Here is a 16,685-nt window from a genome sequence, read left to right on the forward strand (position 1 = left end):
ATTGTCAATGATGGCTATTTCTTTGTTTAAATGGTTAAAAAATCGGCGTTAGTTTGTAAAATGGGTTCCAACAACGATTATTATTCGGTTTTGTTAAGCATATTCTGTTTTTAACAAGGCCAATTCAGTAGAATGGCAGCCATAAATAAGATGCCCAAGAGTCCAGAACGAGTCAAATGAGCCTTGTAGCAATCGGAATAAATCATAAAACGGCCACGGTCGACCTTCGTGAGAAAGTCGCTTTCGCACCAGACAAAATTCATGACGCTATGAAGAGTCTTGCGTCGCACACTCAGTCGGGTGAAGCTGTAATTATCTCTACCTGTAATCGGACCGAACTATACTGTAATAACGGTAAAGGGGCCGATGTCGTACAGTGGCTGGAAGAATATCACGACCTTTCTCATGCCGATGTTGAACCATGCCTGTATCAGTTTGAAGATCAGGAAGCGGTTAAACATTTAATGCGAGTCTCGGCAGGATTAGATTCGTTGATTCTAGGCGAACCACAAATTTTAGGCCAAGTTAAGCAGTCATTTGTAAAGGCTAAAGAAGCAGGTACAGTTGCTGCAACCATGGACCGCTTATTTCAAAATACTTTTTCGGTGGCTAAGAAAATTCGCACCGAAACTGAAATTGGTGCTGCAGCGGTATCCGTTGCGTTTGCAGCGGTTAGCATGGCGAAACATATCTTCTCTTCCATCAGCAATACGCAAGTATTATTGGTGGGAGCAGGTGAGACTATCGAGTTAGTTGCCCGTCATTTAAAAGACAATGGCGTTAAAACCATGGTGGTAGCAAACAGAACTGTTTCTCGGGCTGAAGCCATGTGTGAAGAGTTTGGTGCGACAGCGATTACACTTGAACAGATACCTGATTTTCTCCCTAAGGCCGATATCGTGATATCCTCTACGGCTAGCCCCTTGCCAATTATTGGTAAAGGCATGGTAGAAAAAGCGCTTAAGCAGCGTCGTCATCAACCTATGTTGTTGGTAGATATAGCAGTTCCTCGAGATATTGAGGCTGAAGTAGCGGATCTAGATGATGCGTTCTTATATACCGTTGATGACCTGCAAAGCATCATTGAACAGAATATGGCTTCTCGTAGAGAGGCTGCCGAGCAAGCAGAATTAATTGCAGACGATCAATCTTATCAATTTATGGAGTGGATCCGCTCATTAGAGTCGGTCGACAGTATCCGTGAATACCGTACCAATAGTATGGCGATAAAAGATGAGTTGGTAGAGCGAGCGGTCAACAAATTGGCCCAAGGCGGCAATAGTGAACAAGTGTTGCTAGAGCTAGCTAATAAGCTGACCAATAAATTGATCCACGCACCGACCCAAGCGCTTACTGCTGCGAGTCGCCGAGGTGATTTAAATTCACTTGGACAATTAAGAACCGTGCTCGGATTAGATAAAGACTAAGGTTAGCGTTTTAATGAAGGACAGTGTGATTCGCAAGCTTGAAGGCTTGCTTGAGCGTAATGAAGAAGTATTGGCGTTATTAAGCGATGCGGGTGTGATTGCCGATCAGGAGCGTTTTCGCGCCTTGTCTAGAGAGTATTCTCAATTAGAGGAAGTGGTCAGCTCTTTTAAATCTTATCAGCAAGCCGAGGAAGATCTCGACTCTGCTAAAGAGATGATGGAAGAAGATGACGCAGAAATAAAAGAGATGGCTCAAGAAGAGTACAAAGCGGCCAAGGCTGCGATTGCTGTACTTGAAGATGAGTTGCAAATTCTGTTGCTACCTAAAGATCCTAATGATGACAATAACTGCTTTATTGAAATCCGTGCTGGCGCGGGTGGCGATGAAGCCGCTATTTTTGCGGGCGACTTATTCCGCATGTACAGTAAATACGTTGAAAGTAAGCGCTGGCAGTTAGAGATAATGAACACCAACGAAGGCGAACACGGTGGCTTTAAAGAAGTTATCGCTAAAGTCAGTGGTGAAGGTGTATACGGTAAACTTAAGTTTGAATCTGGCGGACACCGCGTTCAGCGTGTACCAGAAACTGAATCTCAAGGCCGCGTGCATACTTCTGCTTGTACGGTCGTTGTGTTGCCAGAAGTCCCAGAGTCTGAAGCGATTGAAATCAACAAAGGCGACTTAAAAGTTGATACATTTAGGGCATCTGGAGCTGGTGGACAGCACGTCAACAAAACCGATTCTGCTATTCGTTTAACGCATATTCCAACTGGTATTGTGGTTGAGTGTCAAGACCAACGCTCGCAGCATAAAAACCGTGCACAAGCGATGAGTGTGTTATCTGCCCGAATTCAAGCTGTTGAAGATGAAAAACGTCGTAGTGCTGAAGAAAGTACTCGCCGCAACTTAGTTGGAAGTGGTGATCGTTCTGAACGTATTCGTACCTATAACTTCCCTCAAGGTCGAGTTAGTGAACACAGAATCAACTTAACACTTTATCGTTTGAATGAGTTTATGGAAGGCGATTTAGATGCTGTTCTTGAACCGCTCATCCAAGAGAACCAAGCTGACATGCTAGCTGCTTTGGGTGACAACTAACTCAACTTTTGAGTTATCCAGAACTTCTGAATAAGGACATTCCTTGCTATTGACTATATCAGGGGCCCTAAAATGGGCCTCTTCTCAGTTAGATGCTATTTCAGATTCAGCATCATTAGATGCTGAAGTGATGCTACTTCATATTATTAATAAACCTCGTAGTTATTTGTACACTTGGCCTGAAAAAGAGCTCAGTAGTGAGCAGGTCTCAGAGTTTAAAGAGATGTTGGCAAAGCGTCTGCGCGGCAACCCTATCGCGCATATTGTTGGTGAAAGAGAGTTTTGGTCACTGCCATTTCGAGTTAACCCTACAACCTTGATCCCAAGGCCTGACACCGAAATTTTAGTCGAAACGGCACTTAATTTGCCATTGGCGACAAATGCGAAGGTGCTAGATTTAGGAACTGGAACTGGCGCGATAGCGCTATCATTAGCGCATGAACGTAGCGAATGGCAAGTGTGCGCCATTGATAAAGTTGAAGACGCGGTTGAGTTAGCTATTGAAAATCGCACCAATTTAAAGCTTGATCAAGTTGATGTTTTTCAAAGTGATTGGTTTGATGCAGTTGAGTGTTATGACTTTAATTTAATTGTATCCAATCCGCCTTACATTGACGAAGAAGATGAGCACCTATCGCAAGGTGATGTTCGGTTTGAGCCGCAAAGCGCCTTAACTGCACCACAAAAAGGTTTTGCCGATCTATTTCATATTGCCGCTTGTGCGCGAGATTATTTAGCACCTGGTGGCTATTTGTTATTAGAACATGGTTATCAGCAAGCTATTGAACTGAGAAAGAAGTTAACCGAGCTGGGCTATGAGAATGTAGCAACAGTTCGAGACTTTGGCAGTAATGATCGCTGTACTATGGGCCGTTGGCCGCGATAATAAAGTGATTACCGATCATTGATAAAGGCACTGCATAGTGCCTTTTTTATTGCTTAAAGCTGCCATATCTCGTGCAGTTCCACTGCTACTTGCCTTGACTCACCTTGTAAACGTGGCATTTAGCATATAAATGATGGCTCACCAGCAGGCATTATTGATCAAGCCATACGCTCGCACATGCCAACTCCTGATTGTAAAAGGTCGCTGTATATCCACATTAATTTAAGAGGCGTATAAAATTTACGCACTCTAGTAGCAATAGCATGGTGGATATTGGTTATGGTTAAGGGGATCGGGTACACTAGCGACTTTGCTGGCTAAAAGACCTAACATTATGGAAACGTTCTATAGTTTATATCCTGCATTTAAGCACTCTCATATGACTTTCGTCGCGTTGAGTGTGTTGTTCTTTATTGTGCGTTTTGTGCTTCATATTCGTCAATCGCCAATAATGGACAAAAAGTTCATTAAGATCGCGCCACATGTTATAGACACCTTTTTGCTGTTGTCAGGGTTGCTTTTATGCTTCTCGATTAAGCAATATCCATTTATTGATCCATGGATGACAGAAAAAATTGGCGCTGTTGCCGCTTATATTGCGTTAGCAACGATTTCGCTTAAAGCCGACCGTGGTACATTATTCAAAATATTCGCTGCACTCGGCGCGGTTGCTTGGGTGGTTTACGCCGCTAAGCTAGCTGTTTTGAAGCAAGCGATGTTATTAGGTTGAAGACTCACTTGAAACTTATCGATTCAATTCAATTACCTGAAACTGCATTTGAAGTTGCAGAGCATCTAGGCTTTTCAAAAGTCAAAAATGCCAACTGGGCTTGGCTTGAACTTGCAGGCTCAGTGCTGAGCTTTTACGTGGTTGACCGGCATGAGCGCTTAGCTGGGCTTATCAAATGGTTCTACAAAGACTTAGGTTTTTGCCCACGTGAAGCGTATTACAGTGCCGACGCTGCCGACCTAGGCAAGTGTATGACCTCAAAACAAGGCAATAGCACTACATTGGCTACCGTGTTAATGCTACTTGCCAAGCAACTTGATCTTAAACTTGAGCTGTTACTGTTACCAGGCCATACGGTGTTACAGAGTCAAATAGACGATGACATTCGATATATTGACCCGTTAACAGGCGATGAGCTGACCAAACACCAATTACATATTTTGGTGCGTGGTGAACTCGGCAATGCTGCATCGTTTAAACACAGTTACTTAAAGCCTGCTTCGGTAAAGCGCGTGATGTCGCGTATGCTGCATGAGATAAAAGCTGGCAGCATTGTAGGGCGAAAATTTGAACCCGCAATGGAGTGTTGTAACCTATTGCTGCAATGGCACCCTGAAGACTTAAACCTTAACCGCGAGCGTGCGTTTATTGCACAGCAGTTGGGTTGTATCAGTGTGGCTACAGCCGATTTAGAGCATTTTGTTGATAACAGCCCGCATGACCCAGTCATCGAGCTGGTCAAAATGCAATTGAAAGAACTTAAAGAGAACGTTGAAACGTTCCATTAAGTGTTAGTCCAAGAACACCTCAAAGTGCTAAATTATGGCCATTGAAGTGACTTGAGTAAAAAGGGCCTAATGGCCCTTTTTAGTAACACCATAATCATTAGTATTAGAGCGCACTAATGCGCCATTAATGAACACCACAAATTGAATAGAATGAATAATTTGGCAAATGCCACTATCTAGGGGATAGAGTTAATGAGCAATTCCGCTTCCGTCACCAGCGCGTTAGTTACAAACGACGCAACAGCGCTAGGCATACTTGCTGTTGTGCTAGGTTTTGTGTTTTATACCAGCAACAGTAGCAACTCCTTTTGGAAAAAGTTTTACACCTACATACCCGCGTTATTGATGTGTTATTTCTTACCGTCATTACTCAATACGTTTAATATTATTGATGGCGATACCTCGCGTTTATACTTTGTCGCGTCACGTTACTTGCTACCAGCTTGTTTAGTGTTACTTATTTTGAGTGTTGATCTCAAAGCAATTATGTCGCTAGGACCTAAAGCGATAATTATGTTTTTGACGGGAACAATCGGCATTGTTATTGGTGGCCCAATTGCACTGCTGATCATTTCTAGTATTAACCCAGAGGTATTGGGCGTAACCGGCCCAGAAGCTGTATGGCGAGGTATGACAACACTTGCCGGAAGCTGGATTGGTGGCGGTGCAAACCAAGCGGCAATGAAAGAAATTTATGGCGCCGGTGGCGATATTTTCTCAATCATGGTGACAGTTGATGTCATCGTGGCCAATATCTGGATGGCCGTATTGCTGTTTATGGCATCGAAAGCCAAAGAGATAGACGCAAAAACCGGAGCAGATACCACCGCACTTGAAGCGCTTAAAGATAAAGTTGAAAAATACCAAGCTGAAAACTCACGCATTCCGAGCCTTAATGACTTGATGATGATTGCCGCGGTAGGTTTTGGTGTTACTGGTTTAGCGCATATTTTTGCCGACTTTTTAGGACCATTTTTTGAAGCTAACTACCCTTGGACACGCGACTATAGCTTAACGTCAAAGTTCTTTTGGTTAATCGTTACCGTTACGACCATTGGTTTAGCTATGTCATTTAGCCCAGTGCGCCATCTAGAAGCGGCTGGCGCGTCAAAAGTCGCCTCGGTGTTCTTGTATATCCTGGTCGCTACGATTGGCTTGCATATGGACGTATCTAAGTTATTTGATGCTGCTAACTTGTGGTACTTTGCTATTGGTATTATTTGGATGACAGTGCACGCCAGCTTTATGCTGATTGTCGCCAAATTGATAAAAGCCCCTTTGTTTTACATGGCGGTGGGGAGCCAGGCTAACGTGGGCGGCGCGGCATCTGCACCTGTTGTTGCAGCAGCTTTCCATCCGGCGCTTGCGCCAGTCGGTGTGCTTCTGGCTGTGTTGGGCTATGCTTTAGGCACTTATATGGCTTGGATGTGTGGTCAAATCCTGCAAATCGTTGCGACCTAGTTTAGCCCGCAATAATTGAATTTGAATAACGCCAAGGCAAAGGCCTTGGCTCACAAAGAGAGAAGAGATTGATGAGCAATAAAACCATTAATTTAGGTTCGATTGAAATCGCAAATGACAAACCTTTTGTGTTATTTGGTGGTATGAATGTGCTTGAGTCACGCGACCTTGCAATGAAAATTGCTGAAACGTACGCTGAAGTGACGCAAAAGCTCGGGATCCCTTACGTCTTTAAAGCGTCATTTGATAAGGCGAACCGCTCTTCTGTTAACTCTTACCGTGGTCCAGGTATGGAAGAAGGTTTAAAGATTTTTGAAGAGATAAAATCAACCTTTAACCTGCCTTTGATCACCGATGTACATGAAATACACCAGTGTGCTCCAGTTGCTGAAGTGGTTGATATTATTCAACTGCCAGCATTTCTAGCGCGCCAAACCGACTTGGTTGTGGCCATGGCTAAAACGGGCGCGATAATTAACGTTAAAAAACCGCAATTTTTAGCACCACATGAAATGCGCCATATCGTGACTAAGTTTAACGAGGCGGGTAATGATGAGATTATTTTATGTGAACGTGGTTCAAGCTTTGGTTATAACAACTTAGTGGTTGATATGCTGGGTATGGATGAAATGAAGCAATCTGGCTACCCAGTTATATTTGATGCGACGCATGCATTACAAAAACCGGGTGGACGTAGCGACAGTGCCGGTGGACGCCGCGCACAAGCTACAGAGCTTGCCCGCAGTGGTATGGCATTAGGTTTAGCGGGGTTGTTCATTGAAGCGCATCCCGATCCTGACAATGCAAAATGTGACGGGCCATGTGCGTTACCATTGCATCAGTTAGAAAATTACTTAGTACAAATGAAAGCCGTAGACGACTTGGTTAAGTCATTTGCGCCAATCGATACTAGCAAGTAATTAAGCTATTGGTTGGCTAAACACCTAGTTGCCTAATAGTACTCGCACCTCAAGCCCCGTTATTCAACGGGGCTTTTTAATGTTCAGAGTAAATAGAGCGATATGATAGCCAAAACTAGGCTAGGTGTTTGCCAACTAAAGTTAGCACTTATTCTGTAGAGTTAATGAATGCTGAGCGGTTCGGTGTTACAGCTGGTGCATTAAAGCTTATTTGAACCTTAAAGCTGTTACTTGTACTATTTTTTCATTGATAATTTTTAGCCAATATCCGTATCTTTAAGGCGCTTACAGCTAGGACTCTAAATAAAATGCTGGGGTCTTGATTTATTGCGCTATAACGCACTTTCCCTCAGTCTTAACCACTTCTAGCGACAGAGGTGGGGCTGAATTAGTTTTTTGTTTAGTAGGTTTACCGCAGAGGCTAGTATCTTGTTATTGCTTATAAAAATTACAGCAAATAGTCGATACATAAGAAAGGCCAAGTGATGAGACTTGGCCTTTTTGTTGGGGAGTGATGAGTCTAACTATTGTTACTTTTTATCTAGTGCATGTTTAGCTGCGTTTTCACCAGCTTTTCGGCCAAATACTACAGTTTCTGCGATAGCATTACCGCCTAAACGGTTGTGGCCATGTAAGCCACCGGTCACTTCACCTGCAGCAAACAGGCCTTCCATTTTCCAGCTTTGAAGGTTCAATACGTTGGCGTCGGTGTCAACGGCTACGCCACCCATTGTGTGATGGATACCTGGTGCGACTTTTACGGCGTAAAAAGGTGCTTTACTTAGGTTTAGTGGCATATCTTCACGCCCAAATGCACTGTCTTTACCTGCTGCTTGATACTTATTGTAATCAACTGCTGTTGTAGGCAATTTACTCATACCAGTAATTTTTGCCAATTCTTCAATAGTATTAGCTTTACTTAGCATACCTAAATGCTCATAACCGCGTACCATTTTCTTTTTCTCAACCAATTGTTCATCAAAGACTAACCAAGCATATTGATCTTTTTGCTTTAGGATTGCATCTGAAGCACGGTCACGAGTGGTTAGCTCACTGATAAAACGTTCACCATCGGTATTAACCATGATTGCGCCCACACCTCGAACGGTTTCAGAAATCAAAATACGGCTGTCTTTACCAATCGTTGGGTGTGCCTGAACCCAGTCGATATCGGTCATAGATGCGCCAATTTCTTTGGCTAATAACACACCATCACCAGTCGCTGTGACATTATTAGAGCTAGTCATGTCTTTCATTGTTGGTCGGTAGTAAGCCACCATTTCTTTGTTCATACCATAACCGCCGGTAGCAAGCACGATAGAGTCGGCTGCAACCATGTTGTAACCACTATGGCGACCATGAACAATGACGCCAGCGACTGACTTATCCTCGTTGAGGACAATTTTTTCAACGCGTGAGTTAACTCGTACTTCAATATCGCGTTCAATAGCCGCTTTTCTCAAAGTATCAATAATATGAGGTCCAACGGATGCGCCGCCTGATGGGCGATGGGTTCTCTCTACTCGTGCACCACCTGAACGCTTTAAGTCATCCATATTGGCACCAAGAGACTCGAGCCATTTTACGGCACCAGCAGACTCTTCTGCGAGTATTTGAACAAGTTTGGGATCATTTTGATAGCGACCGCCTTTCATTGCATCTTCTGCATACCAATCAACAGTATCTTCAATACCTTTAGCTTTTTGTTGAGGCGTGCCTACAGCATTAATGCCGCCTGCTGCAAGCATTGAGTTACCACCTGTGTATGGCGCTTTTTCAAACAATACAACGTTAGCCCCTGCCAATTTAGCTGAGATTGCAGCGTTAAAGCCTGCAGAACCACCTCCAACGATGATTACGTCTACGGTTTCAACTGGTCCTTGAGCAATCGCTTTTTGAATTTTGTCTTGGTTCCAGCCTGCATCCCACTTCTTTTTAGCTTTAGTATCAGCAAATGGCATGTCCATTTCGAAGTTATGGCAGTTGTTACAGGTTAATGTAGCTTTGTCGTGACCTGAATGACATGAAGTACAGTTAATTTCACCTAAGTGTGAAGCATGTGGATCAAACTCTAATCTATCGCTGGCTAACTCTTCATATGACCCATGACATGAACGGCATTGCTCATTCTCATGTGTTTGGCTATCAGTGATACCTTTCTTAATGTCTTTCATTTTTTCTGCAACATGACAAGATTCACAACCACTCATGTCAGTGTGGAATGAAGCTAAATTATTACTCTTGGCGACTGCAGCACCAGAAGATAACAGTAATACTGTCATTAGCGAGGCCAGTTTAGTTAGTTTCATCATTTACTCCATAACGTTTATTTTAGTACTCGATTACTTGTACTAATTATTTATGAGTAGGTTAGCTTTGTCGTCGCTGTAAAACGTAGATCAATATCATGTAAAAAAACTGCATAAGCAAATGTTAATCATGTTTAAGTTTTACTTAAAACGCTATTTATCATCTATTGATGTGAGCCGGGAGTATTTAATTTTATTCGTTATTAAATAATATTTGATTTGTGATTTTTAGCTTTTAAATAAAGTTAAATGTGAAAATTATTTATTTCTATTTAATTTGTTAAGTGGGTATGTATGAATAAAACAATATTGTCGGCTGCCATTGTTTCTGTAGTCTCTTTGAGTTCTTTTTCTGTTTTTGCTGATGGGCCGCAAATATATGGTCGATTAGATCTATCCATAACACATTCTGATAATGGGACCACGACTCAAAATAGTAAATCAGGAACGGTCATTGAAAACAACTTCTCAAGAATTGGGGTTAAAGGTAGCGATCACCTGTCAGATGACATTGAATTACTTTACAAAATCGAGGTGCAGGTTAATGGCGCAACTGACAGTGATGATGTGTTTTTACCGCGAAATACCTATTTAGGTTTGAAATCTAAAATGGGAACAGTACTTTTTGGTCGTAATGATACGGTGTTTAAAACCTCAAAAGGTAATGCAGAAGCCTTTGCTGTGACTAATGCAGGCTACAACCGCATGATTGGTATTCCGGTGCGAAGGGCTGATGGAATCACTTACTATTCACCCAAAATAGCGGGTTTATTCAATGTTCACACCACTTACTTAATGGGTGATAATTATGAAGATACCGAAGAAGAACAGTATGCTGTTAATATTTTTGTCGGAGATAAAAAACTAAAGAAATCGGCATATTTCTTGTCTGCTGCATATAATACTATTGCAGGTTATGATGCCTATCGAGCAGTTGCTCAGGTTAAGTTTTATGATTTTAAACTTGCAGGGCTATTTCAAAATACTACCAGTCAAAGTTACTCCAATAAAACCGGTGACTCATATTTTATCTCAGCTATTTATAATGTTAATGGTGTAAATTTAAAAGCAGAATATGGTAAAGATAAAGCTGGATTTGGTAAGTACTTTAAAAATAGTGCACTAAGCTCTACTGATTACAGTGAGGCTACAGATGTTAATATTGACTCGTTAGTGGTTGGTGCTGATTACAAATTATCAAAGTCGACTACAGTATACGCCCATTTTGCAACCTACTCTGGATCGTATCGCGTTGCTAATTCTGGCCCTGTTATTGAACTGGAAGATGATAATATTACCAGCGTTAGTCTCCGTTATAATTTTTAAATAGTGATTGTTTGGGTAGTCGTAAAATTAATTTGTGTAATTATTAATGCTTGCTAGTTGATCTAAGTCTAATTAATCATATAACTTTTACCTCGACTACATTTTCAGCCTTTGCTTTTAGATTAAACAGGTATTCGGCATTGCTTAAGATATAATTAAGGTCGTTTTTAGCTATGACACTGAACATGAGAATAACTCTAAAACAATTAAGCATTTTCAAGGCCATTCATAACAGTGGGCAAATATCAAAAGCCGCAAAAACACTTTATATGTCAGTGCCAGCAGTCAGCATGGCACTCAAGGAGTTGGAAAACTCGCTTGGTAGCCGACTGTTTGAGCGTAATAGCAATGGCTTAATGATAAATGACAATGGCACGGTGATCTTGCCTTACGCTAATGACATGCTTTCGAAGGCTGTACAGTTAGAGCAGATATTTGTTGAGAAGACCAATGGTGTCAGAGGAACGTTAAAAGTCGGCAGCAGCAAAACTGCGGGTAACTATGTCTTGTCACGAAAAATTCCGTTGTTTAAGAAAAATAATCCTTTTGTTGATATCAAATTAGTCATTGAAGACTCCGCTACCATTGAGAAAATGGTGAGTGAAAAAGAGCTCGATCTAGGCTTTATTGATGCGAAACCCGGCTGTAAAAATATTTGTACTCAGCAATGGATTAAGGACGATATTTGCATCGTAGCCGGTGCGACGAATCCTATTAGCGCTACGGTTGTTTGTCCGACGAGTTTATCTAAAGAGTTATGGGTGCTGGAGCAGGCGAGTTCTATTTCAAGAACAAGAGCCATTCAACTGCTTAAAAGTGCCAAGGTAAATATAGAACAAGAGCTAACGATGACGACAATGGGCGCCATCAAAAGAGCCATCAGTACGGGGATCGGGATCAGTGTTTTACCTTGGTTAGCGGTTGTCGAAGAGGTTAAGCGTGGCGACCTTGTTAAAATAGAATTAGCCGGTTGGGACCACTGTAGACATTACTGGTCTATTTACCGTGAAGACGAAGCTCTGTCTGAGTTAGCAGCTAAGTTCCACGACTTTTGTTATGGCAAGTAAACGGCGCCATGATTAGCTCTGATCCCGTCATACTGGGTATTGTTGCCAGCACGTTAGGCGCTATTTTCTATACTAGCCAGCAACAACATGTTTTTTGGCAAAAGCTTTATCAGTATATTCCTGTCATGGTGATGTGCTATTTCTTACCCTCATTGTTTAATGCTTTTGGCCTAATTGACACCAGTAATAGTCAATTGGCCAGTATTGCTTCGCGCTATATCATGCCTGTTTGTCTTTGTTTATTGATTATTAGTGTGGATGTCCATTCATTGCTGCAGTTAGGCCCCAAACTTATTATTCTGTTTCTCATCGGGGCAGTAGGTATTGTTGTTGGTGGGCCGCTTACGCTAATGCTCTTTGCTTACTTTGTTCCTGAAACTTTGCCTTGGAATGGAGCCGATGCTGTATGGAAAGGCATGGCAACGCTGGCGGGGAATTGGGTTGGAGGGACTGCTAATCAACTGGCTATGAAAGAAGTTTTTCAAGTGGGCGATAATATATTTTCAATTATGATAACCGTGAATGTGGTTTTTTCTGCTTTGTGGATGTCGTTTCTACTTTTTTGCGCCAATCATTCAGCCAAAATAGATGTGTGGTTGCAAGCGGATACTCACCAAATAGAAAAGCTACAACAATCAGCCTGCCACTTAAAGACCAGCACAAAAAAGGTGCCTAGCCTTAATGATTATATGAGCATTTTTGCTGTTGGTTTTGGTGTTATGGGGCTTGGGCATGGGGTCGCGGATTTTTTAGCACCTTTTTTTAGTCACCACTACCCAGCGTTAGCAAGATTGAGTTTTACCTCCGAATTTTTCTGGATTGTGATTGTGGTATCGCTGGTCAGCTTTGGTCTTTCTTTCACGAAAGTGCGGCAATTAGAAGCGGTTGGTGCGTCTAAAACCTCCTCGTTAATGCTTTATTTTTTGATTGCGATCATGGGGCTGCAAATGGATGTAACGTCTATTGCAGACTTTCCTATCTACTTCTTAATTGGCGCTATATGGCTACTGTTCCATGCGATATTAGTTGTTATTGTAGGCTGCATGATGCGTGCTCCTGTGGCGTATATGGCGATAGCCAGTCAATGTAACTTAGGCGGTGCGGCGTCATCTCCTGTTGTGGCAATTGCCTTTCATAAAAGCTTTGCACCCGTTGCGGTGCTGCTCTCTGTATTTGGCTATTGTGTGGCCACTTATATGGCCTGGTTGTGTGGTGAATTACTTAAAGCCGTGACTCCCTGAAATATAGTTTGAGTTGATATCATTCATATCTATGCTGATTATTAGCTTGAATGTAGCACTAACGTACTAGGTTATCGGCATAATGAATGACAGCCTCAGCTAACATCATCAACTTAGGTGCAGTATAAGATGGCATGGGTGTTTTATACTTTTCTTGCCGCGTCAATGCAGGCCTGGCGTAACGCGTTTCAAAGCCAATTGAGTCAAGAGGTCAATACTGCGGGGATGACCTTGGCGCGCTTTTTGTGGGCCACGCCAATCGCGTTACTGTATTTGGTAACTTAATATTGGTGGCAACCTGTTGGGCAGCCCTTTATCACGCCGATGTTTGTGTTTTACATACTGGCCTAGGCTAAGCCTTTTAACCAGTACCACGAGTTGTTTAGGTTCTATTGGCTGGTTTAGCGCAATGTCATTACAAGCTGTGCCATATGTTTAAACGCTAGGGCAAATAGAAGTGTTTTTTATGCTTTTAATTGCCGCCTTTTGGCTTAAAAACAGGTATAAATTAAAGATGTGGCGGCATTAGTGATGATCGCTATTGCCGCCATTTTAGTGATGCTCAGTTAACTCTGAGCTTACCCCAAGTCGTCATGACTCGGTAATACCATCGTTTTATTACGTTTAAACCGCCATCGTGGGGTTTAGCGTGACGCTAGGCGTCCAAGTAGGTAACACGTTAAGTTAATCGACATGTGCGCGCTGAACACGCCGAGTGTTGCTCCGGCAAGTAGATCACCTAAAAAGTGATAATTCTGCCCGAGTTGCCCCGCTAAGGTGCCTAACATGGCGATTATCCACAAGATTTTTAACTGTGGGAAGCGCCACCAAAACACACTGACAAGTGCGTAACTAAATAATGCATGCCCAGAGGGAAAAGAGTTATACGCCAACCCTTCTGCAAAGGGAGTAAAGCCTTCAATGCCATCGGTTATCCAAGATGGGTTACTCCCAGACTCGGTGTGGATCCAGCTCTCTGGCCAAGTCCGGCCGAAAATGAATTTGGTGGTAACGCGTATCGTACTGGCTAAAAGATAGGTGATACCCAATGCTAATAATAACGAGCCCAGCTTTTCACGGCCTTTGACAGTAATGCAGCTTAGTAGCACCAGTACTGACAGAAATTCAAACAGCAGCGGAATGTTGCTCAGCGGTTCTAAAATATAGCTAGCATGACTATGTGCATGCATCCAGGTGGACACGTTGCGGTCAAGGCACATTACACTCAACAGTGTTAAGGCGAGGGCGCCAAGGTAGAGGTATAAGCAAGTACGCTGACTGAGTGTTGGCGTGAAACCTGTCATTAGAGCTGCTGGGGGAATTGTATTTTTCATCAATGCGTTGTTAGCTGCTAGGTTGTTGTTTTTGAAGTTGATGATTTTAGAGAGCCATAGGGCTTAGTACAAGTAGGGTCGCTAAACTTGCAGCTTAACTTGAAATAAGCGGCGAATATTGCTGCTCTAAAAGTTTAATTTGCTCAACAAAGAGCTGGTTTTTTGGGGTGGCAATATGATGATTTTTTGCCATTTGCACCACAAAACCGTTAATGGCGTCTATTTCTGTTAACCGCTGGTGGTGCACGTCTTGATGCATTGATGAGTAGTTTTGAGCTGTAAGCGCAATCACTTGGTAGACTCTATCGAGCACCGCATTTAACTCTAGCTCAATGTGTTGCGCTTTAGCTACGCTAACAAGTTCGGCTACAACGGTGGTTATATCAGCTTGGTATTGCTTGTCAGCAAGTTGTCCATTTTGGCATTGCTCAATGGCCGTAAGCGGGTTAATCGCAGCATTAACTGCCAGCTTTTGCCACAGCATGGTTAAAATATCGCTGCACCACTGGCTGTTTGGAATAGCCGTCAACAGCATGGTTTGCAGCGGTTGGGGTAAGGTTGACGGTTGACTATACGGCCCTAATTGCGTCAACCCATTCCCCGTTTGTGTGATATGCCAAGCGGATTGCTTTAGTGCTCCTTGCGAGGTAGTACCGAGACTAAGGCTCTGGCCTGCAAGCATTGCACTTACTGTTAAGTGTGGGCCCATGCCATTGTGTAACAATAAAATATGGCAATTGGGGCTAAGGTGCGGGAGTAAGCTTTGTAGCGCATTGTTCACTTGATAGGCTTTAACACACACAATTAATAAGTCGGTATTTGGCAGTTGCTGTGCATATTCATCTTTACCAACCAGCATTGCCATTTTAGTGGTTTGCCGATGGTTGAGATCGGTAAGCGTGAGTTGTTGAGTGCACGACTGCGACGCCCGGGTAATGATATTAAGGCGATGTTGGAGCGGGTTAATCGCAGTGCTTAGCTGGTGGAATATCAGCTGGCCAATGGCGCCAGCGCCCACAATTGATATGTGCGTGAGGGTTGACGATGGTCGTGAGGTTAACAATGGCATTTACTTACGGCCTGCATTGTGGCGACGTTTACACTGTGCTGCGATAAAATATTTTCGATACAACCACTGTGTAAAATAAAACAGTAGTACCCCCACCATGTCGGCAATAATATCGGCAAGTGAGGCACTTCGGTAAGACAGTTGCGATTGAACCATTTCAATAAAAATGGCGTATATCGTCAACACAATGGCAAGCACATACCATCTTGGCTTAAAGGCAAAGTAAGTCAGATAAGACAGTACAAAAAAACTGCCTAAGTGACCCACTTTATCAAAATGGGCAAAGGTATTAACGCTATAGTTTGGTTTGGAAAAAACCAAGTAAGTAACCACCATTAGAGTGATAGCTAACGCTACTTTAAAAATACTTCGTCTGTTTATCACATCAATTACACTGGTGTTATTTGTTGTCATCATAAAAAAATAGGTGGGTAAAGTCACCTAGAACTATGCTTGTAATCAATTTAATCATTATTGGCACTTCAAGTCGTTAGGTTGTGTCGGTAAAATGCGGACAAATCAATTTTTAAGGATCAAGCGTATGCCTTCAATGGATATTGTTTCTGAAGTAAATGAAGTCGAATTACGTAATGCGGTAGACAACTCTGTGCGAGAATTGAAAAGTCGCTTCGATTTTCGCGGTAAAGAGGCAAGTATTGAATATAAAGACCATGTCGTTACATTGTCTGCTGAAGACGACTTTCAATGTAATCAATTAGTCGATATTTTACGGATGCAATTGAGCAAGCGTAACGTCGACCCTAAATCAATGGACGTTGATGATAAAGCAGTGCACAGCGGTAAAACATTCTCTCTAAAAGTTAATTTTAAAGAGGGGATTGAAACGCTGGTGGCTAAAAAGCTGGTTAAGAAAATTAAAGACAGCAAGCTAAAAGTGCAGTCTTCAATTCAAGGTGACTCAGTACGTGTTACTGGTAAAAAACGCGACGACTTACAGGCCGTGATGGCATTAGCGCGCGAAGCTGAACTTGGCCAGCCGTTTCAATTTAATAATTTTAGAGATTAAG

General features: G+C 42.6%; 15 protein-coding genes and 1 pseudogene. 12 read left to right on the forward strand and 4 right to left on the reverse strand.

All coding sequences use genetic code 11. The features are described 5' to 3' along the window. Positions 1–176 precede the first annotated feature (176 nt). From hemA to kdsA, 7 genes are all read left to right on the forward strand, one after another. Positions 177–1,427 (forward strand): glutamyl-tRNA reductase, encoded by a 1,251-nt coding sequence (hemA, locus tag RGE70_RS03785; protein ID WP_310470211.1) that lies wholly within the window; start codon positions 177–179, stop codon positions 1,425–1,427. A gap of 13 nt (positions 1,428–1,440) precedes the next feature. Next, a complete protein-coding gene (gene prfA / locus RGE70_RS03790) occupies positions 1,441–2,526 on the forward strand; it encodes a peptide chain release factor 1 (RefSeq protein WP_310470212.1) in 1,086 nt (361 codons plus the stop codon). 43 nt (positions 2,527–2,569) lie between these two features. Then, complete coding sequence (gene prmC / locus RGE70_RS03795; protein WP_310470213.1) at positions 2,570–3,412, forward strand: peptide chain release factor N(5)-glutamine methyltransferase; 843 nt, start codon at positions 2,570–2,572, stop codon at positions 3,410–3,412. 334 nt (positions 3,413–3,746) lie between these two features. Beyond that, positions 3,747–4,142 carry a SirB2 family protein gene (locus tag RGE70_RS03800; protein ID WP_310470214.1) on the forward strand — a complete coding sequence of 132 codons (396 nt, stop codon included), beginning with the start codon at positions 3,747–3,749 and terminating at the stop codon, positions 4,140–4,142. Between the two features lie 8 nt (positions 4,143–4,150). Further along, positions 4,151–4,930, forward strand: a complete 780-nt coding sequence (locus tag RGE70_RS03805; protein ID WP_310470215.1) for a transglutaminase family protein — start codon at positions 4,151–4,153, stop codon at positions 4,928–4,930. A gap of 192 nt (positions 4,931–5,122) precedes the next feature. After that, complete coding sequence (locus RGE70_RS03810; RefSeq protein WP_310470216.1) at positions 5,123–6,391, forward strand: DUF819 family protein; 1,269 nt, start codon at positions 5,123–5,125, stop codon at positions 6,389–6,391. Between the two features lie 71 nt (positions 6,392–6,462). Further along, positions 6,463–7,311, forward strand: a complete 849-nt coding sequence (kdsA, locus tag RGE70_RS03815) for a 3-deoxy-8-phosphooctulonate synthase (protein WP_310470217.1) — start codon at positions 6,463–6,465, stop codon at positions 7,309–7,311. A gap of 530 nt (positions 7,312–7,841) precedes the next feature. Here kdsA and RGE70_RS03820 read toward each other — a convergent pair. After that, on the reverse strand, positions 7,842–9,623 hold the full coding sequence (locus RGE70_RS03820) for a flavocytochrome c (protein ID WP_310470218.1): 1,782 nt from the start codon (positions 9,621–9,623) through the stop codon (positions 7,842–7,844). Between the two features lie 291 nt (positions 9,624–9,914). On the opposite strand from RGE70_RS03820, the gene RGE70_RS03825 reads away from it, so the two are divergent. The 4 genes and pseudogenes from RGE70_RS03825 to RGE70_RS03840 all read left to right on the forward strand — a co-directional run bounded on the left by RGE70_RS03825 (position 9,915) and on the right by RGE70_RS03840 (position 13,824). Continuing rightward, on the forward strand, positions 9,915–10,946 hold the full coding sequence (locus RGE70_RS03825) for a porin (RefSeq protein ID WP_310470219.1): 1,032 nt from the start codon (positions 9,915–9,917) through the stop codon (positions 10,944–10,946). A 185-nt stretch (positions 10,947–11,131) separates the two neighbouring features. Beyond that, positions 11,132–12,013, forward strand: a complete 882-nt coding sequence (locus RGE70_RS03830; RefSeq protein WP_310470220.1) for a LysR family transcriptional regulator — start codon at positions 11,132–11,134, stop codon at positions 12,011–12,013. Positions 12,014–12,021: 8 nt separating this feature from the next. Then, positions 12,022–13,254: a DUF819 family protein gene (locus RGE70_RS03835; RefSeq protein ID WP_310470221.1), complete on the forward strand. Its 1,233-nt coding sequence runs from the start codon at positions 12,022–12,024 to the stop codon at positions 13,252–13,254. Between the two features lie 129 nt (positions 13,255–13,383). Next, positions 13,384–13,824 (forward strand): annotated as a pseudogene (locus tag RGE70_RS03840) (hypothetical protein). A gap of 74 nt (positions 13,825–13,898) precedes the next feature. Here RGE70_RS03840 and RGE70_RS03845 read toward each other — a convergent pair. The 3 genes from RGE70_RS03845 to RGE70_RS03855 form a co-directional block, all read right to left on the reverse strand. Continuing rightward, positions 13,899–14,558 carry a phosphatase PAP2 family protein gene (locus tag RGE70_RS03845; RefSeq protein ID WP_310470222.1) on the reverse strand — a complete coding sequence of 220 codons (660 nt, stop codon included), beginning with the start codon at positions 14,556–14,558 and terminating at the stop codon, positions 13,899–13,901. Positions 14,559–14,682: 124 nt separating this feature from the next. After that, on the reverse strand, positions 14,683–15,657 hold the full coding sequence (locus RGE70_RS03850) for a ketopantoate reductase family protein (RefSeq protein WP_310470223.1): 975 nt from the start codon (positions 15,655–15,657) through the stop codon (positions 14,683–14,685). After that, positions 15,658–16,041, reverse strand: a complete 384-nt coding sequence (locus RGE70_RS03855) for a VanZ family protein (RefSeq protein WP_310470224.1) — start codon at positions 16,039–16,041, stop codon at positions 15,658–15,660. 157 nt (positions 16,042–16,198) lie between these two features. Between RGE70_RS03855 and RGE70_RS03860 the strand changes: the two genes are divergently transcribed. Further along, a complete protein-coding gene (locus tag RGE70_RS03860; RefSeq protein WP_310470225.1) occupies positions 16,199–16,684 on the forward strand; it encodes a YajQ family cyclic di-GMP-binding protein in 486 nt (161 codons plus the stop codon). Position 16,685: the final 1 nt, after the last annotated feature.

It is taken from the genome of Shewanella youngdeokensis (genome assembly GCF_033180165.1).
GTDB lineage: Bacteria > Pseudomonadota > Gammaproteobacteria > Enterobacterales > Shewanellaceae > Shewanella > Shewanella youngdeokensis.